The organism is Pseudoalteromonas sp. S2755 (assembly GCF_005886535.1).
Lineage (GTDB): Bacteria > Pseudomonadota > Gammaproteobacteria > Enterobacterales > Alteromonadaceae > Pseudoalteromonas.
Map to the genome: position 1 here is coordinate 1 of NZ_PNDS01000147.1, position 22,285 is coordinate 22,285.

Here is a 22,285-nt window from a genome sequence, read left to right on the forward strand (position 1 = left end):
TCTCATTTAGAACAACTAAATAGCAAAATTTTTGCCTTGCCTATATGGATATAGGTACCTTAGCGGTAGCAGGACGCGAGAGCGGTGCTACTAAAGCTATTTCCCCGCTTCAAGATAGATCATTTACTTAATACAACTGGTATTACACGTCTCGTAGTGAGCTGATGATAGGTTAAACATGCGTTGAGAAGCGTATCAAGATGGTGGCGAGTAGCGCTAATTTGATAGTGTGTCCAACTTTATCATATTCACTCCTTAGTGTACTTTTTTGTTAAATACGAATAGTAAATATTATTGGTATGCAATCATCACCGAAAATTTAATTATTCGATCCGAATTACGTTGCTAAAGTCATAAAATAGGCGTATACATCGCGTCGACTTCTTGCTTTCCTTTTAGGTGTATCTGTGGACTTTTTTTGGGTGTTGTTACTCATTAGCTTGAGTGCAGTTTTCGCGCTGTGTGAAATATCATTGGCAGCGGCACGCAAAGTTAAATTACAAACCTTATTTGATCTTGGTGACATAAGAGCCAAGAAAGTATTGTATTTGCAGGCCAATGCGCATCAGTTTTTTGCTGCGGTACAGGTGGTACTCAATGCTTTGGCAATTGTTGCGGGTATGATAGGTGAGTCGGTTTTTACCCCTTATGTATTGCAACTACTAAACTGGGTTGCAAGTTTTATGTTTGCCGATGTTGCGGCTCATGTCTCGATGTTATTGCAAATATCCACTGTGGTGTCGTTTTTACTGATCACATCGTTATTTGTATTGTTTGCTGATTTATTGCCAAAACGAATAGCTATGGTCATCCCAGAAACTATCGCGATGCGATTTATCCATCTTATGCTTGCCAGCGTATGGATTTTTAAGCCTATTATTTGGCTTTTTAACGTGTTTGCTGATTGGATAATTAAGCTATTTAATTTACCAAATGAACGTGACGAACAGGTAACCCGTGATGATATTTATGCGGTGGTTGATCAAAGTGCTGAGCAGGGTGAACTGTGCGAACACGAGTACAATATTATTGGCAATGTGCTAGACCTGAACCAGACTAATATTACCCAAGCGATGATCAATCGCGATGCAATTGTCTGGTTAGACATTCAAGAATCAGAAGAAAACCTGAGCGCGTTAATTCAAGCGCACAGTTTTCAACAATATTTACTGTGTGACGGCTCGCTCGACAAAGTTATTGCCGCACCTGAGGCAAAACAACTGCTTAGCAATATTTTGGCTAAAAAGCCGTTGCTGGATGGTCAACAACAAGAATTCCATAAGCCAGTAATTCTACTTGATACCCTAAGCCTTTCCGATGCGCTAGATGGGCTGAAAAGTCATGAAAGCAACTGTGCGGTGGTGATCAATGAATTCTCAACTGTGGTTGGGATGGTAACGTTATCCAGCATCTTGAATTTAATTGCACTGAAAGACGACCAAGCAATAGAAGCCCAATTTCGACAAAAGGATAACACCCGTTGGCTAGTGCAGGGTGATATGTCGATCAAGGACTTTCAAGCTTCGGTGATTGAGTACGAGTTTGAGCCGATTGAAGCCATAGAAACCTTAGCTGGTTTTGTGATCCACAGGTTAAAGCATTTTCCTGTGGAAGGAGAATCGTTAGAAGTTGATGGCTTTAAGTTTAAAGTAATAGAAATTCAAGGGTTAGCCATTAGGCAAATTGAAGTAACCAAAGAGCCCCAACTATAAGGGGCTCAGTGTTTCTAACACCGCGTTGATTTCTTTTAGCACCAAAGCCGAGGAATCCTGCATAAAAAAGTGCCGACCAGGTATTGCTTTAGGCGCGATACCTTGTTTAAAGCAACTTTCCCAATGTTGCATATCCATCCCTGTTGCTGCTTTATCCCGAGTACCATATAACACGGTTGCAGGGACGTCGAGTTTACAAGTTGAGTCGTATTGATAGGTCTCTCCCAGCTTAAAGTCTGCTTTTAACGTTGGCAGCATCAGTTGTTGCAGTTCGATATCGTTGAGCAAAGCCGGTGGTAACCCCCCCATTAGAGTTACCGAAGCGATGAACTGCTTATCGTCAAGAGTATGGTAGGGGGATTTTCTTATCGCATATCGCGGTGCCTTCCTTGCTGCAATAAACAGGTGTTTAACGATATTACTGCTACTATGTTGAAGTGCTAGGGCAAGCTCATAAGCAATATAAGCACCATTGCTATGACCGTAAAAAACGCTAGGCAGTGGTGTTGCCTCACTCAAAATAGGTGCTATTTCATTGACCAAGGTATGAATGTTATCAATGGCGGCTTCATGACTCCGCTCCTTTCGCCCGGGGGCTTGGAGTGCATATAAAGCGACATCTTTTGGCAGTTTTTCTGCCCAATTTTGGTAAACAGCTGCATCTGCGCCAGCAAAAGGAAAGCAGATGAGTTGTTTACGAATGGTGTTAGGCTTATTTAATAAAACTAGCCACTTTGAATCTATGCAATCTCTACATGTTTGTAATGCGACTTGGCTCATTGTTAACTCAATAGGTTCTTTTTAGTTGTTGTGAAAGTGGTTGGCAGTTTGTAGGTCGCGCGTAGCGAGAAAGCCACAAACGTAATGCTCACGAGGGCTTGAACTAGCACACTTAACACTGTGATATACCACAGTTCCGTAATCGTAAGTTGCTGTTGTTTTACTAACCAGATGATTGGCAGAACAAAGGTAAATAGTCTCGTGGTGTTACTGTAAAGTGGTGGCCACGTATTGCCTGAGGCTTGAAACAATCCCGAGCAAGTGAAAATAACCCCCGTTGCGATGAAGCTCCAAGCGACGATATAGAGAAAGTAACGTGTGTGTTCGATGACTTGTGGGTTTTCTGAAAATGGCATGGCGAAATGAGCGCCTAAGTGTGCTGCGAGTAAGGAAACACCTAACATCAAGCTACTAGTCGCGAACAGCGACCAATAGAATGCCTGTCTAAATCGTTTGAAGTTCCCTGCGCCATAATTTTGTCCTGCTATTGCAGGCAGAGAAAATGCGATGGCCATCACGGGCAAAAACAGAGCTTGGATCACTTTCGAGCCAATTCCAAATCCGGCTTGTACATCGGTGCCAAAATCTTTTAATACCCAAAATGTTGTCGACATATAAACAAACATCAGAATAAGTTCTGCACCTGCTGGGAAACCCACTGAAAATAGCCTTTTTATGGTGTGGCGATGAAACGATAAAAATAACTGGCTATCAAGCACTAAATAATGTTTGTCGTGATAGAGATAAAACCAAAGTGACAGCACGGCTATAACAACAGAAATCGAACTGGCCAGCCCAGCACCTGCAATGCCCATTTCTATACTGAATAGCCATCCCGAGATTAAGATGGGCGACAGAATAATATTAATAATAAGAGAGCCGATTTGTGCGAACATCATTGGCTTTACAACACCAGTTCCTCTCAGTGCAGCACCGATTGTAGTCATAATAAACTGCAGCACTAAACAGGGTAAAAACCAGTATGAATACCTTAATGCTGCCTCTGTGGTTGCGGGATCTTCGCTGGTGATTTGCAGATAAGATTTGATGCCATAGATACCAGTTAGTAACAAGATGGTACCGAGGGCTACGGAAGCGAATAGCGCTTGGTTAAATATCAAATTGGCGTTGGACTTATCTTTCTCTCCTACCGCATGTGCAACTAATGTTGCGGTTCCGACATTTAAAATCTGGCTGACGGCGAAAATCAAAAACATGATATTGCCAATCAAACTGAGCGCTGCGACTGGAGCACTGCCCAAGTCTGAAACAAAATAGAGATCGGTAAGCACATATAGTGTTTGCACAAACATCCCAATTGACATAGGTAGCGCCATAGCTACTAGGTGCTTAGGTAAGGAACCTTGAGTTAGATCTTTCACGCAGCTACCTTTTGCTAATATCTATTGTTGAGGGAGTGGAACGCGACGTGTTGTCATATTCTTGAGGTAGCTGAGTCGATTTGGTGTATCTTGGTCTATTTCCACGGCGACTGACGAACCATCTAAATGGGTGAAGAATACCTTTGGCAACCTCGAAGGCGCACGGAAATAAATGTGGCTTAGTAACCCCGACTTCAATTGGAGTTCTACCTGGGCGGTAAAAAAAGCTTCCGAATAGCTGGTCCCAAATACTCAAATCAGAACCAAAATTTCCGGCCTCTTTCAATTCGACACTATGATGGAACCGATGAAGTTCTGGTGTTGCCACAATATAGTTTAGCCATCCCATACGAACGTTTACATTGGCATGAATGAAATATCCGTGCAGCGCAGTAAACTGACCAGCAATAAACATGCCTTCGGCTGAGAAACCAAGCAATAGAAATGAGGTTTGTATAACTAGCGCGCTCAACAATACTTCCAGAAAGTGAACGACAGAGTTATTACTTACCGTAACTTTGTTTGGCCGATGATGGATCCCATGAAAGCTCCAAAGAAACAGGTGACGATGTTCTAATCTATGTAGCCAGTACCCGATAAACGAGCCGACGAGAATGGCTAAAGTGGCATTTTTTGCCAAGCTCATGGTATTTTCGATGGGAGCGAGCTGGAGTGCAATCACTCGCACTAGTGTCTCGCTAAACGCCCCGTATACGATGACGAGAATAAAACATAAACCATCTCTGCTCCATTCCTTTTTACTGGGATGCCATTGTGTTTTAAACGGGTTTAATCTTTCTATGATAATAAAATAGGCTATGACGATGAGCACACTAGAGAATGCGGCTAGTCCAAGGTCAATGCCTTGTTGCAAGACAAAGCTACTGTAACCAATAAGGATCAAAACGATCAAAGGGTAGCAAGTAATAGCACAAAGCCTACGAAGTTGGTTTTTGACTGAACTAGGCATAATTGTCTGCCTCGTTGGTGATGTGCTGCTTTGTGTTTTGCTGTTCTGGACAACAAACCCTAAATGGTTTTTTATCTTGTCGACAAAGGTATTGTGCAACATAGCGGCCACTGGCCGTTGAGTGTGTTACGCCGCTAAATGTGCTCCATTGCCCCGTATAATAAAAGTTGTCTAGATTCGGGAAAGTAGGACCATGCTTGATTTGATAATTCTCTAATTCTTCTGTCAGTGGCGCAAAAGGGTGCCAAGCTAAAACTGTCCCATTGTGATTCTCGGTATAACGTTCACTGGTTAATGGCGTTACAACATCTATAAACTCAACTTTGTCAGTAAGGCCTTCAAAATATTGGTTAAGGAACTCGATTATCGCCTGACCCACTTTTTTCTTTGCTTGCTTGTATTCGGGTGAGCGGCGTTTGCGTGTATATGGATTACGACTTTGCCCTGAAGAAGTAGATTGCACGACGCTTTGCTCCATCGCTTGCCATGCCTCACTGCTTGATAAATAAGTGACATAAAGGACTGACTTGCCACTTGGTGCATGATCTGGATATAGCGTATTGCGGATTTGCACACCAATCCCACTATGATAATTACCGACCAGTTGGCGCGAAATCGATTCGGGTAATAAGTATGAGGTATAAGGATCATGATCGGAATAGTCTGCATCTACGGCAATAAATACCGCAACACAGCCCGGAAATACCACGCTGTTTGCATCTTCTTCTAGCTTGGTGAAAAGCTTATCTAGCACCGGGTGAGGGTAGCGATTTTGCAACATCTTACGAGTGAGCTTGTAACTATCACAACTGGCGACAACATAATCAGCGTAATGGACAGAGCCATCGGCTAATTGCACACCAACCGCGCGGTTATTGTCGGTGAGAATGTGCTCGACTTTACTTTTATAATGAATGTTTGCCCCTAGCTCTTTTGCCCGATTTGCCAATCGCTTAGCAAGGCCTAATGAACCAATACTAGGCACTCCTGCATTTTGGTTTGCAGCACAAGCTAAATTAAAGACAAAGGGCATCAATCGTAGCTCGCTATGGCGGTCAAAAATAATCCAGTTGAGTGCTTCGGCAAGCGTGGGGTTTGAAAAGCGCTTAGAAAAGTCTTCCATAGTGACAGCAAGCGTTTTCATAAAGGTGCGCATATAGGGTAGCAATTGCCACATCATTTTGCTTTTTTCCCACCATGTCATCAAGCCACCACTTTTGAGAAAAGGGAAATACGGCATACACTTACGTAGTTTTCGGATATGTCCACACAATTCAATGATTAGTTTGCTATCTTCAGGAAAGCGCTCAATCAGGGTGGACTCTAACTTGTCTGGATCCACATAAAAGCGGATCTTTTCGCCGTTAGCCGTGACGACTGAGTTAAATATCTCAGTGTTGTAAATAGGCACGTTTTCAAGGCAGCCTAGCTCATCCCAGATGGTTGCCATTTCATTGTTGGTTCCTGTGCCGTTTAACCAGCTGATACACCAATCGAAAGTGTATTCTTTTCGTTGCCATGAGGTGCAGCACCCTCCTGGTGTTTCATGCAGTTCGAAGACGGTGCATTGATAGCCGTTCATTTGACTATAAGCTGCGGTACCAAGACCAGACATACCAGCACCAATGATAATCACAGACTTTTGTTGTTCGGACATAGTTTTGTTCTTTTAATGGTGCTCGATAAGCCATTTTAAGTATAGAATTGGCCCGTCGAGCGAAAACACAAAGTGCGTCTTAAGCTGTTTCTCTGGCAAGCTCTTGAAGCACGGCGGCAATTTCTTGGCACCAGTCGTCGATGCGCTGCTCGGTAAGCTCTGGCTGGTTATCATCATCAAGCGACAAGCCGAGAAACTCGCTGCCGTCTTCACTTAACCCTTTAGACTTGGTGAAGTGGTAACCTGAATTTGGCCAGTAACCAATTGCTGTGGCGCCTTGCTCGGTTAGTTTATCGTGTAAAATCCCGATACCGTCTTGAAACCACTCGTCATAACCAACTTGATCGCCCTGACCGAAGATGGCCACGATTTTTCCGCTGAAATCTTGCTGTGCTAGGCTTTCCCAACGTGACTCCCAATCGTCCTGTAAACCACCGTATTCCCACGTTGAAATACCAAAAATCAAAAACTCATAATTCTCGGTTAAGGTTAATTCAGTATCTGCTATATCAAAGAGGTCGACGGTAAACTGGTTTAGATTCGCTTTTATTAATTCTGCTGCGGCTTCAGTGTTACCTGTTGTGCTGCCATAAAATAGGCCAATACGAGTACTCATAATATTTCCTTTTAATTCTCTTGGTTAAGCAACGTGCTGCTTTTGTTCGCTATAAGACTGAGGTTGGTGTAGTGGATTTTCACCGATCCAAGCCTGAAACGGCTTGTCATCATCACGGCATACAAAGTGCAGAACATGTCTGCCTGTAGCTGCTGCACGGATCAACCCGCCGGTTGTCACCCAGTGACCAGCCATATAAAAGTTACTAAGGCCGGGTAGTCCCGTTGTCCCGTTGGCATTTATTTCGTCTTCTAAACTTTCACCACTTTCCAAAAATGGCTGCCACGCCAATACCGTTCCTTTGCTGTTGCGGGTATAGCGAACTTGGGTCAAGGGGGTCGCTATATCGATATATTCGATATGCTCTTTTAGTTCTTCAAAATGAGAGGAGAGTTTATCGATTATAAATTCACCTAAGGTCTTTTTAGCGAGTCGATATTGAACGCTACGCTTGACCCTAGTGTGATGGCGTTTAGTTGTCGTTGTTTCTTGGAAATTATTTAATTCAGCCCACGGCTCATAAGTTGAGAAGTAAGTGATATAAAGCACGGATTTGCCTTTTGGGGCGATATGCGGGTAGTGTACATTGCGCACCTGCACATTGATCCCAGGGTGCGTCATACCTGGGCAGTGGGCAAGATCTTGTTTGTCTAACAAGTGGGTGCGGCAATGGGGGTGATGGGTATAGTCTTTATTTACCCCCAAAAATACAGAAACGTATCCTGGGAACATTTGACCATCGGTCTCCCTTAGCTCGTCGTATAGCTTGTCTAACACAGGACTGGAATACTGGCCATCAAGCATGTTTTTTACTACATCCGTACCGTCACATGCTGAGATCACGATATCAGCATACATTTTTTGGCCATCGCTAAGTTCAACACCGATGGCTTTGTTGTCTTCGACCAAGATCTTGTGTACTCGGGTGTTGTATATGATGTCACCCCCCAACTTTTTATATCTTGCTTCCATCGATTGTGCGAGACCTAACGAGCCACCTTCGGGCACACCTGCATTTTTTTTCGCCGCGCAGGCCAAATTAAAGTAGAAAGGTAATAGCGGGAAGCTGGGATGTTGCTCATAAAAGATAACGTTAAATGCCTTTTGCAGCAGCGGATGTGAAAACTTAGCGGCAAAGTCCGACATCAATGTCGCCATGGATTTGCGAATTAAATTAAATTTTTTGATAAACGGCCACATCATTTTTAGCTTTTGCCAGCGTGACATAATGCCAACTGGCACCAGAAAGGGATAAGCGTCTATCATTTTGACGAATTCACGAATGCCATCGCAAAATTGTGTGATGAGCTTTTTGTCTGCGGGAGAAATGCTCAAGAGGTGGGCTTCGAGTTTATCTGGATCTGCGTAGAAATGTACTTCTCCTAATTCTTCATCAATAACTGAATTGAAGATTTCAAAGTCTCTAATTTCTTTATCATCCAGCGCACCTAACTCTTGCCAGATTTGATTCATGCCGTTGCCTGCGCCACTGCCGAGTAACCAGCTAATACACCAATCAAAAATATAATCTCTGCGCTCCCACGATGTGCAGCAGCCGCCGGGAATATCGTGCAGCTCTAAGATCACGCTATTGTAGCCGTTCATTTGCGCATAGCTACCGGTTGAGAGTCCTCCCATGCCGGCACCTATGATGATCATAGATTGTCTTTGTGTGGTCATAATTCTGTCCTTAAAGTCGTTAGAAAGCCCCAAAGCGAAGGCTTCGGGGCAAGCTGTTACTCCACGTTTGTTGCTATTACCGCTTGGCTTTGGGTATCCTGCAGAATACTTTGCATAATTGCGCCGTTGCCTGCCTGCATCATATCTGGCATCAACATCTCCTCATGTTTACCAAAACCTTGATAGGTAATAACTTCGGCGTCTGATGCTGCATCCCAACTGGTTAGACGAGCAGCTTCTGCATGTGCATTTTGCTCGACGATAAAGTGCAGTTTTGCGTGAACCTGACCTAGGTTTTTCACTTCATAACACCAATCGATATAGTCTCTCGCTTGTGCCAGTGTATGCTGGTGTACCGTATTTGAGCCGGTGTGGCGGGCGAAATGTGCTTTTAACTCTTGCTCAAAGTGCGCGAAGTCTTGCTCCCGCATTTTGACTGTTTCGGTGATCCTGAATGAGTCTAAGATCACCACATCCCCGACAGTTTGACCTCGGCTTTCCAGTTCCTTAGCTATCTCAAAGGCTAAATTACCGCCAAGGGAGTATCCAAATAGGGTATAGGGGCCATGAGGTTGAATTTGCATAATTTGGTCGGCATAGTCGCTAACCTTAGTGTCACTTTCGAGATAGTTAAAAGAGATCACTTCAGTGTTAGGCAATGCGTCGGCAAATGCCTTATAAACGATGCTGTAACCCCCCGCTGGTGGCAGTGCAAATAAACGAGCAGATTGTCCTGCATTGAAGATAAGGTAAGGGGACGCGCCCGTTTCTTTTCCTGTTATTACATCCTCAATTGCACTTGCCATGCCATGTAAAGTTGTAAATCTAAATAGCTGATTAACTTCCATTTTGATGCTGAAGGCTGATTGGATCCTGACCATTAGCTCAATCAAATATAAAGAGTTACCGCCAAGGGCAAAAAAGTCATCATGAAGGCTAATGGATTTTTGCCCTAGCATATTGGACCAAATCTCAGCCAGCTGCTGTTCAAATAAGGTGGCAGGCGCTACGAATGCTCTTACCAACTCTGCAAGTTCAACCTGTGGCAATGCCGCAGCATCGATTTTACCGTTACTCAGTAATGGAAATTGATCAATAGCAACCAGCTTACTAGGTACCATATAGCTTGGTAGCTGGTTCTCTAACTGCTCGAGAACAAACTCAGTACCGACCGCAAGCTCCGACTCAAAGTAGGCAATTAATTGGGTTTGCCCATGTACTTCTATCCCTTTTACATAGCTTCGCTTAATTCCTGGGATCTGGTTGATGCTAGACTCAATTTCTCCAAGCTCAACGCGGTGACCTCGTATTTTTACTTGGTTGTCGATGCGTTGCAGAATATGTAGGTTGCCGTGTTTGTCCCACTTACCTAAATCACCCGTTTTATATACCCGTAGGGTGCAATTTTCTGACACGGGAAGTTGGATAAATTGGCTAGCATTTTTCTCTGGATTATTGAGATAGCCAAGACTTACGCCTTGCCCCGCAATTGCAATTTCGCCGACTGCGTTACTCGATACTAACTGGTTTTGCTTATCGAGCAAGATAAGTTGCGTTGCATTGAAAGGCTTGCCGATAGGCACCGTTGCACTGGTTTCTAAGTACTGCTCTGATTCCTCAAAGAAACTACTGTCTATGGTTGCTTCAGATGTGCCGTAGGAGCTAAATAGTCGAGCATCTTCTTGTAGCAATCCTTTCAGTGCGCGGTATTCAGCGATTTGCCATTGCTCAGAGCCAACAATTACTCTACGTAAGCTGGTAAATCCAACCTGACTTTGCTTTGCGAATAAGATGAGATTACGAACCACAGAGGGCACAAACTCAACCGTATCAATCTGCTGTGTTTCAATGAGGTCATACAACACTGGCATGTTCAGCATCATATTTTTAGGACACAGCACTAAGTGCTTCGCATTATAAAATGCGCGTGCGAGATCGCCACAAAACACATCAAAGGTTGGGCTGGCCAATTGTAAATGATGAGAAGTAGGTGCTAAATCAAATTGAGCTAACCAGTCTACAGCGATTGTCGCCCAGTTTTGATGGCTAACTTGAACAGCTTTTGGCGTACCCGTAGAGCCAGAGGTAAAGACAATATACGCGATGTCATTTGGCTGATGATTTAACGCCAAATTGTGCTCGCTGATTTCATCTCGTTGGCTTAGGAAGCTCTTCCAAAGTAGTGTAGGGAGATCTGATGTTAGCGCTTCTTCGCAAAGTAGTAACGCGCAGCGACTTTGCTCAAGCAACAGCTGCTTGCGTTCATTGGGTTGCTGCGGGTCAATTACCACAAAATGATGACCTGCTTTTAACGTAGCGATACAAGCAACAACTAACGCGATAGATTTTTCAAAATGTAGGGCAATCGTTTGACTAGGTTGATTATCTAGCTGTGAATTAATTAGTCGCGCTAACTGGTTTGCCTGATTGTTGAGTTCACGATAGCTTAAAGTAGCAGCCAGTTCTCCTGCATTTGTTTCACAGGCAATGCTGAGGGCTGGAAGCTCCGGGCTATGTTGCGCCGCATTTTCTATTTGGCTGACCAAAGTCGGTAATGCAGGTGCGTTTTGTTGACTTTCAGCAAATGTCGCCAAGGCATCTATTGCGTCTGGACTTGTTAAGGCAAGCTCTGAAAGTGGCCGATTTGGACTATCAACGACCATTCGCGTTAGTGCGATATAGTCCCGAGCCAGCTGCGCTATCGTTTCGGTTTCGAATAGGTCGGTATTATATTTTAATGTGCCTTTGAACACGCCATTTTCTTCATAGGTCGAAAGCGTAATGTCAAATTGACCTTCTTCTTCAGGCAGTTCCATGAATTGCATAGGAAAGCCCTTATAGTACGCGACATTATTTTCATCCATATGTGATTGCTCAACGCGGTGATTGAGCATCACAAACATGACCTGAAATACCGTAGAGCGGCTGGCATCATGTTCAATACCAAGCTTATCCACTAACAGCGCAAACGGATATTCTTGGTGATCTAGTGCGTTGAGGGTAATGTCTTTCACCTGCGCTAAAAGCGAAGTAAAGTGCGTTTCAGGATCAAACCTTGCGCATAGCGGTAGGGGATTCACGAAGTAACCGTAGACGTTTGAAAACTCGGGATTTGTACGGCCGGCCACAGGACTACCTATAATGATTTCATCTTGCTGAGTATATTTATGCATGACTGCGTAATAGATGCTAAGCAACGCCATAAACATGGTGGAACCTTGTGCCTTTGCAAGGGCATTTAACGAAGACGTAAGGGCTTTATCTAACTCAAAATGATATGAATCACCAACGTTGGTGAGTACCGCAGGTCTAGGTTTGTCGGTTGCAAGGTCTAATACGGGGATCTCAGCAGGTAAGTGATTCTGCCAAAACTTATAGTTTGCCGCGCCACGTGGAGAGTGAACAAAGCGTGTTTCCCAATCGACAAATTTTTCATAGCTTGACGTTATCTCGCTGGGTGCTAACGGTTCACTTTTTGCGAAATGCGCATACAGTGACTGCATTTCATCGATAAACATGTAATTTGACCATGCATCTGAGATGATGTGATAAATCGTCACTGCAAAGTAGTAGCTTTGATCATTTTGCTTATATAAATACAGTCTAAACAGTGGGTCGTGCTCAAGGTCGAAAGGCTGTTCATTGTCTGCAATCATCATTGGCTGAATATCTTCCCAAGACTTACCCTTTACATCAATGACTTGTAGTGCATCCTCACGATGAGTCCAGACTCTTTGATAGGGTTCGCCATCTTTAAAGAAGAAGTTTGTTCTTAACATTGGGTGGCGAGCTACCACAGCACTAAGGGCTTTTTTCAGCGCGTCAATATTCAGTGCACTAGGAATGTGCATCGCGCCGCCGATATTGTAGGAAGCGCTATTTGGGTTGAGTTGATTGATAAACCAAATCGCTTTTTGTCCATAGGAAAGTGGGAACTCAGCTTCCACATTGGCATCAGATACGGTGATAGAATTAATCTTGGTTTCGGAAACTGGCTGAACCTGTGATGTTTCTGTGGTTATGACTTCAGAGCCAAGCGACTCCACGAGTTTGTCATTAAGCTCTATACTTAATTCGTTGATAGATGCACCACTTAGAAGGCGCACAATCGTTAGGGTTTCGCCAAAATGGGTGGTGATCTTATTTCTCAGCTCTGTCGCCATAATAGAGTCAATACCGAGATTACCGAGCGATAGATCTAATTCCACTTGCTCTCGTTTACAGCGTAATACTTGGCTAACAGCATTGGCGAGATGATCGGCAACAAGCGGTAATCGAAGCGCGCTGTCTGTTTGCTGATATAAAGGAGCAAACTCTTGCTCTTGCTGGCTTTGCTTATCGTTTTCTTGAGTAACCAGGTGACTAAATAAAGTCGGCTTTCCTGCATACCAATTGGTTACTTTGGACCAGTCGGCGTCACACACTAAGAGTTGAGGTTGCTCTTGGTCTAGAATACGTTCAAGCACCGCCATCCCTGCACTTGGTGAGATGCAGTTCATGCCCCTTTGGTTCTTGTAATGTTCGGCGAGACCCAACTCTTCAATCATACCAATAGCCCAAGGACCCCAGTTGATACTCAGCGCCGGAAGACCCTGATTGCGACGGTAGTGGGCGAGAGCATCTAAGAAAGCATTGCCAGATGCATAGTTTGTTTGTCCAGCGGTAGTGACTTGAGCCGCGACAGAGGAGAAGAGTACAAAATGTTCAAGGTCAACTTTACTGAGTGCTTTATGAAGCATCAACGCGCCAATCGCTTTGGTGTCAAACACACCGTCAAATGCTCTGGTATCCATATTGCCAAGTAAGGTGTCATTGACGATACCTGCACAGAAAAATAATCCGTTGATCGGTGCTTGTGCACTTAGATGATAAGACTCAAGGGCCGCATGAAGTTCACGCTCTCGAGTTAAGTCTGTCTGCCATAATGAGACATTAACACCCTGATTCTCAAGGTGTTGAATAAACTGAACGCGATCATAGTTACGGTCGGTTGAGGTAAGTTCTGACCAACTCTTACGCTCAGGTAATTGACTCCTACCAAGCAAAATTAGGTTTCGTGCGCCTCTATCAACGAGTAGCTGACAAACTAATTGACCGATTGAACCAAATGCACCCGTGATCAACTGTGCTTTATGGCTTTGCACACGAGTTGGGAAGGCGGGTTGGAGTGACGTTGCCAGCTCTAAACGAGCAACATAAGCCTGATTTTCCCTAAAAGCAACTTCCCCTTCTTGGCGGTCACTTAATAATCTGGCTGTGATATGTTCGGCATCATTTTGGCCATCAACATCGATGAGACTACCCCAATTATCAACCAACTCTTGCTGTGCGAGCACTCGGCTAAATCCAGTTAATGAAGCGGACATCACCGCGGTAAGTTGCTCACTATTAACGAGGCTAGCGTTGCGTGTTACCACGTAAAGCGGGAATTTACAGTCTTGTTCAATTACGGCTTTGGCTAGATTCAATAATGAATGCAGCGACTGACGTTTTTCTCTTTGCAGCTGAGCAAGAGTCAGTGATTCTATCGCGCTGTTATCTAAACTAAAGCAATGTACTACGCCACGAATTTCTTGTTTGCCCAAAGTCTCGATAAGTTGTGACAGGTGATCCCGTGAATCGGGAACCAGCCATGCATGGCAATGGTCGCTGTCGATATCAAAGTACTCTCCAGATTTAACGATACAGCTAGAGTGGCCAAGCTGAGCTAAACGTTCGGCTACCTGTTCGGCTGTTCCTGATTGATCTGCGAGAAGCACCCAGCGCCCCGACCTGTCGGTGTCTTGTATTTCCTGCTCAGGCTCTGCAAGCCAATTAACTTGGTAAAGCCAGCTATCTATGGTTCTGGTGGTGATCCCACTTGCTGCTGAGTCAACGCTTTGTGCAATAAAGTTTTTGATAACACCAAAGACTTGACCAGACTCATTACAAAGGTATAAATCACCTATCGTTTTTTCGTCGTCACGATGAGTGATTTGGGTATAACACCAAAAATCAGTATTGTTCTGCTCGCTAAGCTGGATCTGTTCTAGCATCACAGGTAAGCGGATAGAAAATTGCTGAGCATTAGCACCTGCAAGCTCCGTAAATACTAACGTCTGGAAGCACGCATCTAACAGACTTGGGTGCAGGGAAAATTGTGTTGTTCGCTCAAGTTGAGTAGGCCAAGAGATCTTGGCAAGCACACCGTTGTCTGTTGCCCAAAGCTGTTCAATGGCTCTAAAACATGGACCATATTCGTAACCAAACTCTTTTAGATGTGCATAAAACTCATCGTGCTGCTGCGCGCTGGTGGCAGCACTACGAATAGCATTGAGATCAATAGGCTCAGCAAGATTAGCGCTTTGTACTCGGCGAATAGTCCCTTGAACATGTCGGGTCGTCTTGCCATCTTCAAGGCTCACCACTTTAAAATTTGGTTCATCATGGTGCAGAATGAATTGCACATTGGGAGCGTGTTCATTATTCAAAAATAACGCTTTATCGATGACAAAGTGGTCGAGTGCATAGCTGCCATTGCCCCAGATCTCCTTGGCTGCAGCATACGCCATTTCAATAAAGCCAGCAGCGGGGAAGAGGGTATTCCCTTGGATTTGGTGACAGCTCAAGAAACTATCACGATTTGTGTCGGTAACAGCGTTCCAAACATGTTCAGCTTCACTGCGTTTACGGCCCAAGAATGCATGGTTACTTTGCCCCAAACGCACTTGATTAAAGTACTCAGGCTCGGTCCAAAAACGCTCTTGCAAGAATGGGTAAGTTGGCAAAGTAGTGAACTTACCTCGCCCGTTTATGGCTGACCAATTTAATTCAAAGCCTAAACCAAAGAGCTGAGCTGCAGCGTGGTAATAGGTATGTTGTTCGTCGGATTTACGGCGCATACTCGAGACGACAACACTTGAGCAACTTTGTTCTTCTGCGGTTTCGGCAATAGATGCGCCAAGCACAGGGTGTGGACCTAGTTCCAAAAATGCTTGATAACCTTGTTGTAATATTGCGCGGGTGGCATCAACAAAGCGCACGGCTTGACGGACGTTGAGCCACCAATAGTTAGCATCAAGCTCAGGTCCCTCTGCAAGTGTTCCTGTTACCGTTGAATACAATGGAGTATGTGCGGTGTTAGCTTGAATACCAGCTAAACACTCGAGCAACTCGGCCTTGATCGGTTCCATAAACTGGCTGTGATAGGGCACTTCAACGCGGAGAAACTTGCAAAACACACCCGCTTCGCTCAGTTGTGCTTCGATATTGTGTAACGCGTTTTCTTCACCAGCTAGGGTGACAGAGTTTGGACTGTTTACCGCTGCGATTTCAACTTGGTCATTGAGATAAGGCGTGATATCACTGTCAGAGAGTCCTACCGCCATCATTTTACCTGTGTTGCGACATTGATGCTGTAAACGGCTACGATGGACTACGATGGTGCAAGCATCTTTTAAAGAGTAGACCCCAGCTTCATAAAATGCCGCAGCTTCACCGGTACTGTGGCCAACAATAACATCGGGCGAAATGCCGTGTTGACGCCACATTGCTGCAAGTGCAACTTGCACGGCAAAGTTTGCCGTTTGAGCAAGCCAAGTATATTGCATGTTTGACGCCGATTCATCGGCAAGCATTTCATCAACCAATGACCAATCTGTAAGCGCTGACATATAGCCATCACACTCATCGATCATCGCTTTAAAAGTTGGCTCTGTTTGGTACAGCTCTCTGCCCATTGCCCACCATTGTGGCCCCATACCGGTGAAGACCCACACCAGTTTTTGCTCATCTTTTTTCAGTGTGCGCAATGTGTTGGCCACAGCAAATTCAGCATCATGACTTAATGTTTGAAGTTGTTGTTGCAGATCTTCTGCATTTTTAAAACAAATTGCATGACGATATTGGTGATGTTCACGGCGCTCACCCAGTGTGTAGACAATATCACTGAGTGATGCATCGCTGTCTTGTAAAAACTCGGTATGCGCTTTGGCATAACGATGGATCCCGTGTTGATCTCTTGCACTCAGTGGATATAGCTTTAAGCCATTCTCATTTGCTGGAGGTATTGAAGGCACTTCTGGCGCAACGTATTCTTGAATAACCGCGTGGGAATTGGTTCCACCGAAACCAAATGAGTTTACCCCCGCCACAGCTAAACCTTCATGTTTAGGCCAAGGTGTAAGCTTAGTGGGGATCTCATATGGCGCGTTAACATAGTCTATTTTTGGGTTAATCGATTTTAAGTGTAAATGCGGTGGGATTTGTTTGTTCTGAATAGCTTTAACTGTCTTGAATAAGCCGGCCATGCCTGCGGCTGCCTCGGTATGACCAATATTGGTTTTTACTGAGCCAATGTAGCATTTATCGTCTTGATCACGGTTGATCCCAAGTAATGTTCCAACTGATTTTGCTTCAATTGGGTCGCCAACAGGCGTGCCTGTACCGTGCATTTCAATGTACTGCACTTTACCGGGATCAATATGCGCTTTAGCATAGGTTTCTTTCATCAAGCGCAATTGGGCATCACCGTTTGGTACCGTGATCCCTTGTGTTTTACCGTCTTGATTAACACCGGTGGCTAAGATCACTGCATGAATTGGGTCGCCATCCTTAATTGCATCATCTAAGCGCTTGAGCACAACAACGCCGGCGCCTTCAGCGCGGACATAGCCGTTTGCGGAGTCGTCAAAAGCATGAGAAAAACCAGTCGGAGATAAGAAACCGCCTTTAGACTCGGATACTGTGTATTGTGGTGCTAAATGTAATAGCACACCACCTGCGAGCGCCATATTACTTGCCCCGGTCTGTAGACTTTTACAGGCCATATCTAACGCGACAATGGAGGAGCTACAAGCAGTATCGATGGACATGCTGGGACCAGCAAAGTCAAAAGTATGAGAGATGCGATTGGAAAGCATCGTCATCATAACACCCGTTGCAGTGTGGGCATCTATGTTGTCAAAATCTGGGTTAGTGAATTGCATAATTTTATAATCAAGCGTAAACCCGCCCATAAAGACACCGACTGACTCTCCTGCGAGTTCAGATGGCTTTTGTCCACCATCCTCCAACGCTTCCCAAGTTACCTCCAGCAATTTACGTTGTTGAGGGTCCATAAACTCGGCTTCACGAGGCGTGATCCCAAAAAATGCAGGATCAAACTTATCGATACCATCGATATAGCCACCCCATTTTGAGCTCAATTTGCCTTTATTCGCCTTTACAGACGAATAATGAGTATCGATATTCCATCTCGATTCTGGGGTTTCTATGATGCAATCGACACCATGTTTAATATTTTCCCAAAACAATTCAGGACTATTCGCGTGACCTGGGAAACGACAACCCATACCAATAATTGCTATCGGTAATGTGTCTTTTGCGGGGCGAACAGAGCGTTCATTTTCGATTGCCATAATGCATTCCTTGAAGTTATCTATTTTCTGTTAATTAGCGAAGTTGCAGCAGTTCATCTTGAGTGGTTGAGTGAACATGAAGCGTAGGGTAGAGCAGGCGTTTATAGATGCCGTAGTAAAGCTGTTGAAGCTGGATTAAGTCGGTTGTTGTTGTGTGTTCATCTACTTGATGAATGGTTTTGTTCACCAATCCAAGTTCTAATACTGAGGTTGATATTTCAGCAATAAAGCGGCCATCCGACGTTCCCCCAGCGGTCGATAGTTTTGGTGTGAAATGACATTGGCTGTTGATTTCATCGCAGACGGTAGCGAGGGATGGAGAAGGGGTCTCATCATTATTTACGCAGTAATAGGGTTTACAGGAGTTATTGGTCGTTAATGCATAATTGAGCGTATGTTTTTCGATGGTTTCTCTGACCAGCTGAACCAATTCATATTCGTTGTATGCGGGTGTATAACGGATATTAAAATTTAGCTGACATTGGCTTGGAATGATGTTGTCAACAAAATCGCCAGAATTTACATGAGTGAATTGTAGTGTGGTCGAGTCAAAGTTATCGCAATGCTTAGGCCAGTCTATTGACAATAGTGCTTGCATAATATTTTGCGCTAGGTGGATGGCATTGTTCGCTTTTTGAGGGTAAGCCACATGTCCACTTTTACCATGTAAATTGATGGTAAAAGACAAAGCACCACGACGACCGACTTTCAGTGTATCTGCTACTTGTGCTTCTGAGCTTGGCTCTCCGACCAGGGTAAAATCAAACGTGATACGCTGCTGTTTTAAAAACTGAGTGATCCGCTTGGTTCCGTGTTCCGCTTCGCCTTCCTCGTCGCTAGTGAGTAGCAACCATAGCTCTTTTTCCGGTACTCCAAAGTCTGTCACTAAAGCCTCAATTGCACAGAAAAAGGCGGCAATAGCACCTTTCATATCAACAATACCTCTGGCGAAAAGACAGCCATTGTGTTCTGTCAGCTTAAAAGGGTTAAACTGCCAATCTTGTGTATTACCGGCTGGTACAACATCGGTATGACCAAGAAAAGCAAACTTAGCATCGCTGTTGTTACCTATGCTTGCGACTAAGTTACTTACATCACGCACAGGCAAGTGTTTGATTGAAAAGCCCAAAGTCCGTAACTCTTGTGCTAACCAGAGTTGACAACCAGCATCATCTGGTGTGATCGACTTAAATGCGACTAACTGCCGTGCAATGTCAACAACGCGGTGGCTGGCATGTTCATCCTCTTCAATACCTTGAAACTCCTCATGTAGAGGCCCGATATCCTCTAGCGCTTCAGAGACAAGTTCATAACAAGTGTTTGAAGAAAAGTCATTCATCTCAAAAAACCTTAATGCAGAAGTATGATAAATAGGCAATTAAAAGCGATTCTGTACACATTTTAATTACACTGCGTTCACAAGTTGCGTATTCAAACATTGAAAGTATTTAGATGCTAATGATTTTATTTTGACTAGATTAACCTAAATAATTTCATTGTTGTTTTTTGTTGAGTAATGATTTTTGTTATTTATAACACTGTTTATCTGGTTTCTATATTTGAGATTTTTTGAATTAATTTTGGTGCAAATGCTCTATATATCGTTAATCGAAATGTCCTTAGAGCATTTTTTCTTAGTAATCATGGTTGATTTTTTATTACTAAATTTGTTTTTTGTGTTATTCGAAATTAAGAAGGGTTCGCTGTTTATTTTAATTAAATAGTTTATCTTAAAGTTGTACGGTTTTGTTGTGTAAATTGCGTTATTCAAATAAATTAAATTAATTTCCCTTATTTCTTTTTGTGTCTCCACTTGTGTTTTTTATTCTTATTTATTCTAAATGGTTAGAGAGCTAAAAGGTGTGTTCTTACGTAGGTGCGTGAGATTTTTTCGATGAACATTTAATGTTGAGCTTGTTTTTATAAATTTAATGATTTTATTCTTGAATTGTCATATTTAATGAATAAAATAGCGAGCGCTATAGAGTTTTTATTCAATATTTTGATTGCTGTTACAGCATTATGTTGTTTTTTATCTATGGCACCGACTTAAATTAAGGATGAAAAATGAAAAAGCTAATCACCGCACTTGTTGCATCCACTGCACTGTCTGTATCTGCCCAAGAAGTAGAAGAGGCGACGAAAGCACTTGTTACTCAACAAAACATTAAAATTGTGGCTATTGGCCAAAGCGGCTGGGATCCAATTTGGAGAGAGCCTACCTGTAGCATCCAAAAAACGGATGAGGATGCTGTTGGTAATGCTTACATGATCAGTCATTACGACATGTGTTTATGCCAAAACAGTAAAAAAGCGAGCTATCTGATTGAAGATACACAAAGCAACCCTAAGCAAGCAGCGGTTATTTGTTACCTAGAGCAGTAAGCTAGTCAACAGCAGCAGAGCAAAGTACTTGCACTTTACTCTGCTTTTATCACTGGTGTTTCCTTGAAGTTCAAATTGGCTAAATTAACTGACTTTTTGCTTCGGTGTGCTAAATAACTTGCCTAACTTCCAATCGAACTTTACAGCGCTGACGGCCGTTAAGATTAAAACAATCCCAAGCGTTTGTAGCATCGAAATCGTGTGCTCGAATGCAATAAAATCTACAAACAGCGCCACGACCGGATAGATAAAAGAAAGAATAGCAATTAATGTGGTGCTTAAGCGTTGAAACGCATCATACATGATCACATACATAAACCCTGTGTTGACGACGCCTAAGAATAAGATATTGCCCCAGCTCGATGAAGTCTCTGGGAAGTGTGCAAAGTCGACCCAAGGCAACAAAAATAAACCGCCAAAAAAGATTTGGATCACAGCAACCACACCGGATGGCACTTGGCTTACCTTTTTCGTCATCAGCGTTGTAATGGTATATAGAAATGCAGCTCCAAGTGCCAGTAGCAGACCAAAAACGGCTTGGTTACTCTCTTGTGCAAAAATCACCGCGACTATTTCTTGATACGGGATCCCAACAACTAACCATAACCCCACCACGGCGATGGCCAACCATAAAAGGATTGCTTTACTTGGGTACTGACGATAAAGCACCGCGCTTAATAATACCAACATCAAAGGTTGTAGATGGTATGCAATGATTGAAATTGAAAAAGGAATATAGTCAAACGAGGCGAATAACAGCACCCAGTTTCCGACCAGCGCAATACCGCCGAGCAAGATGGTCATAAAAACCGGACCTTTAAATACCTCTTTTGTTAGTTGCTTTGTTGCGAGCACGTATCCAAGAAGGCACAACGCGCCAATAACACAACGTAAAAATACCACGTTCCAATGGGATTGTTGTGCACTGACGACAAAGTATCCTATAGTGCCAGATAGCACCATAGCAATTATCATCTCTATTGAACCTTTCTCTTTATCTGAGCCAAACATTGTTCACACCTTGTCATTTTCAATTCTATACTTGCATATTAATTAGGGTTTGCCGTATTACTAATAGGCAATAAGAGGCTAATCTTTCTAATTTCCTAAAAATGAAAGGCAAAAATGCGAAAATTAATTAATAATGAAAAATGGTCGCTTGATGCGATAGATAGCAAGCTTATAGCGCTGTTAGAAAACAACAGCCGAGTGCCTGTTGCTGAAATGGCTCGTGCTGTGAATATGTCTTCACCGAGTGTGAATGAGCGCATGAAACGTATGGAAGAGTATGGGGTAATTAGTAAATACAGTATTGAATTAGACCCAGAAAGCTTTGATTACCCCCTTACAGCGATTGTGCGTATTCGTCAGCATCCCGGTAAACTAAAACAACTCGAAGCGATGATCCAAAGCATTCCTGAAGTGATTGAATGTGACAAAGTGACGGGAGAGGATTGTTTTTACGTGAGGCTGTGTTTTGAGAGTATGCCTAAGCTAGACGAAATTTTGGATAAGGTCTCCACGCTGGGCGATACCCACACATCGGTGGTGAAATCAACAATAGTCAAACGTAGAAACGTGCCATATCAGATCCGCAAAAGGTAATCGCTAAGTATGGCGAACAGTAAAGTTCTGACGGGATCAGCAATACGCACCTAAACGTCAACAAATTTATAGTTTGTCACACTTTTTATAGCAATCCTGC

Annotated in this window: 12 protein-coding genes; 3 read left to right on the top strand and 9 right to left on the bottom strand. The window is 43.6% G+C overall.

Going from position 1 to position 22,285, the window contains the following annotated elements:
- The first annotated feature begins 407 nt into the window (after positions 1-407).
- Entirely contained in the window at positions 408-1,712 is a 1,305-nt protein-coding gene (locus CWC03_RS20685) for a hemolysin family protein (RefSeq protein ID WP_138583479.1), read from the top strand.
- Here the strand turns inward: CWC03_RS20685 and CWC03_RS20690 are convergent.
- From CWC03_RS20690 to dapE, 8 genes are all read right to left on the bottom strand, one after another.
- The gene (locus tag CWC03_RS20690) at positions 1,707-2,492 is read right to left on the bottom strand and encodes a thioesterase II family protein (RefSeq protein ID WP_138583480.1); all 786 of its coding nucleotides are present in this window, start codon (positions 2,490-2,492) and stop codon (positions 1,707-1,709) included. The genes CWC03_RS20685 and CWC03_RS20690 overlap by 6 nt on opposite strands.
- Before the next feature lie 2 nt (positions 2,493-2,494).
- Complete coding sequence (locus CWC03_RS20695) at positions 2,495-3,874, bottom strand: MATE family efflux transporter (RefSeq protein WP_138583481.1); 1,380 nt, start codon at positions 3,872-3,874, stop codon at positions 2,495-2,497.
- Between the two features lie 4 nt (positions 3,875-3,878).
- On the bottom strand, positions 3,879-4,844 hold the full coding sequence (locus tag CWC03_RS20700) for a sterol desaturase family protein (protein ID WP_249314093.1): 966 nt from the start codon (positions 4,842-4,844) through the stop codon (positions 3,879-3,881).
- Complete coding sequence (locus CWC03_RS20705) at positions 4,837-6,501, bottom strand: phytoene desaturase family protein (RefSeq protein WP_138583482.1); 1,665 nt, start codon at positions 6,499-6,501, stop codon at positions 4,837-4,839. Before CWC03_RS20705 ends, CWC03_RS20700 begins: the two co-directional genes overlap by 8 nt.
- A gap of 79 nt (positions 6,502-6,580) precedes the next feature.
- Entirely contained in the window at positions 6,581-7,117 is a 537-nt protein-coding gene (gene fldB, locus CWC03_RS20710) for a flavodoxin FldB (RefSeq protein ID WP_138583483.1), read from the bottom strand.
- Positions 7,118-7,141: 24 nt separating this feature from the next.
- Positions 7,142-8,797 (bottom strand): phytoene desaturase family protein, encoded by a 1,656-nt coding sequence (locus tag CWC03_RS20715; RefSeq protein ID WP_138583484.1) that lies wholly within the window; start codon positions 8,795-8,797, stop codon positions 7,142-7,144.
- Positions 8,798-8,853: 56 nt separating this feature from the next.
- Entirely contained in the window at positions 8,854-18,195 is a 9,342-nt protein-coding gene (locus CWC03_RS20720; RefSeq protein ID WP_138583485.1) for a hybrid non-ribosomal peptide synthetase/type I polyketide synthase, read from the bottom strand.
- 34 nt (positions 18,196-18,229) lie between these two features.
- Complete coding sequence (gene dapE, locus CWC03_RS20725; protein ID WP_138583486.1) at positions 18,230-19,534, bottom strand: succinyl-diaminopimelate desuccinylase; 1,305 nt, start codon at positions 19,532-19,534, stop codon at positions 18,230-18,232.
- A gap of 728 nt (positions 19,535-20,262) precedes the next feature.
- Between dapE and CWC03_RS20730 the strand changes: the two genes are divergently transcribed.
- Positions 20,263-20,580, top strand: a complete 318-nt coding sequence (locus CWC03_RS20730; RefSeq protein WP_138583487.1) for a hypothetical protein — start codon at positions 20,263-20,265, stop codon at positions 20,578-20,580.
- An 84-nt stretch (positions 20,581-20,664) separates the two neighbouring features.
- Here the strand turns inward: CWC03_RS20730 and CWC03_RS20735 are convergent, their stop codons facing one another.
- Positions 20,665-21,591 carry a DMT family transporter gene (locus CWC03_RS20735; protein ID WP_138583488.1) on the bottom strand — a complete coding sequence of 309 codons (927 nt, stop codon included), beginning with the start codon at positions 21,589-21,591 and terminating at the stop codon, positions 20,665-20,667.
- A gap of 114 nt (positions 21,592-21,705) precedes the next feature.
- Here CWC03_RS20735 and CWC03_RS20740 point away from each other — a divergent pair, with 114 nt between their 5' ends.
- Entirely contained in the window at positions 21,706-22,185 is a 480-nt protein-coding gene (locus CWC03_RS20740; RefSeq protein ID WP_138583489.1) for an Lrp/AsnC family transcriptional regulator, read from the top strand.
- The last annotated feature ends 100 nt before the right edge of the window (positions 22,186-22,285 follow it).

Coding starts and splice junctions, on each gene's coding strand:
- CWC03_RS20740 (WP_138583489.1), top strand. CDS start 21,706: ATGCGAAAATTAATTAATAATGAAAAATGGTCGCTTGATGCGATAGAT.
- CWC03_RS20705 (WP_138583482.1), bottom strand. CDS start 6,501: ATGTCCGAACAACAAAAGTCTGTGATTATCATTGGTGCTGGTATGTCT.
- CWC03_RS20730 (WP_138583487.1), top strand. CDS start 20,263: ATGAAAAAGCTAATCACCGCACTTGTTGCATCCACTGCACTGTCTGTA.
- CWC03_RS20720 (WP_138583485.1), bottom strand. CDS start 18,195: ATGGCAATCGAAAATGAACGCTCTGTTCGCCCCGCAAAAGACACATTA.
- CWC03_RS20735 (WP_138583488.1), bottom strand. CDS start 21,591: ATGTTTGGCTCAGATAAAGAGAAAGGTTCAATAGAGATGATAATTGCT.
- dapE (WP_138583486.1), bottom strand. CDS start 19,534: ATGAATGACTTTTCTTCAAACACTTGTTATGAACTTGTCTCTGAAGCG.
- CWC03_RS20715 (WP_138583484.1), bottom strand. CDS start 8,797: ATGACCACACAAAGACAATCTATGATCATCATAGGTGCCGGCATGGGA.
- fldB (WP_138583483.1), bottom strand. CDS start 7,117: ATGAGTACTCGTATTGGCCTATTTTATGGCAGCACAACAGGTAACACT.
- CWC03_RS20700 (WP_249314093.1), bottom strand. CDS start 4,844: ATGCCTAGTTCAGTCAAAAACCAACTTCGTAGGCTTTGTGCTATTACT.
- CWC03_RS20690 (WP_138583480.1), bottom strand. CDS start 2,492: ATGAGCCAAGTCGCATTACAAACATGTAGAGATTGCATAGATTCAAAG.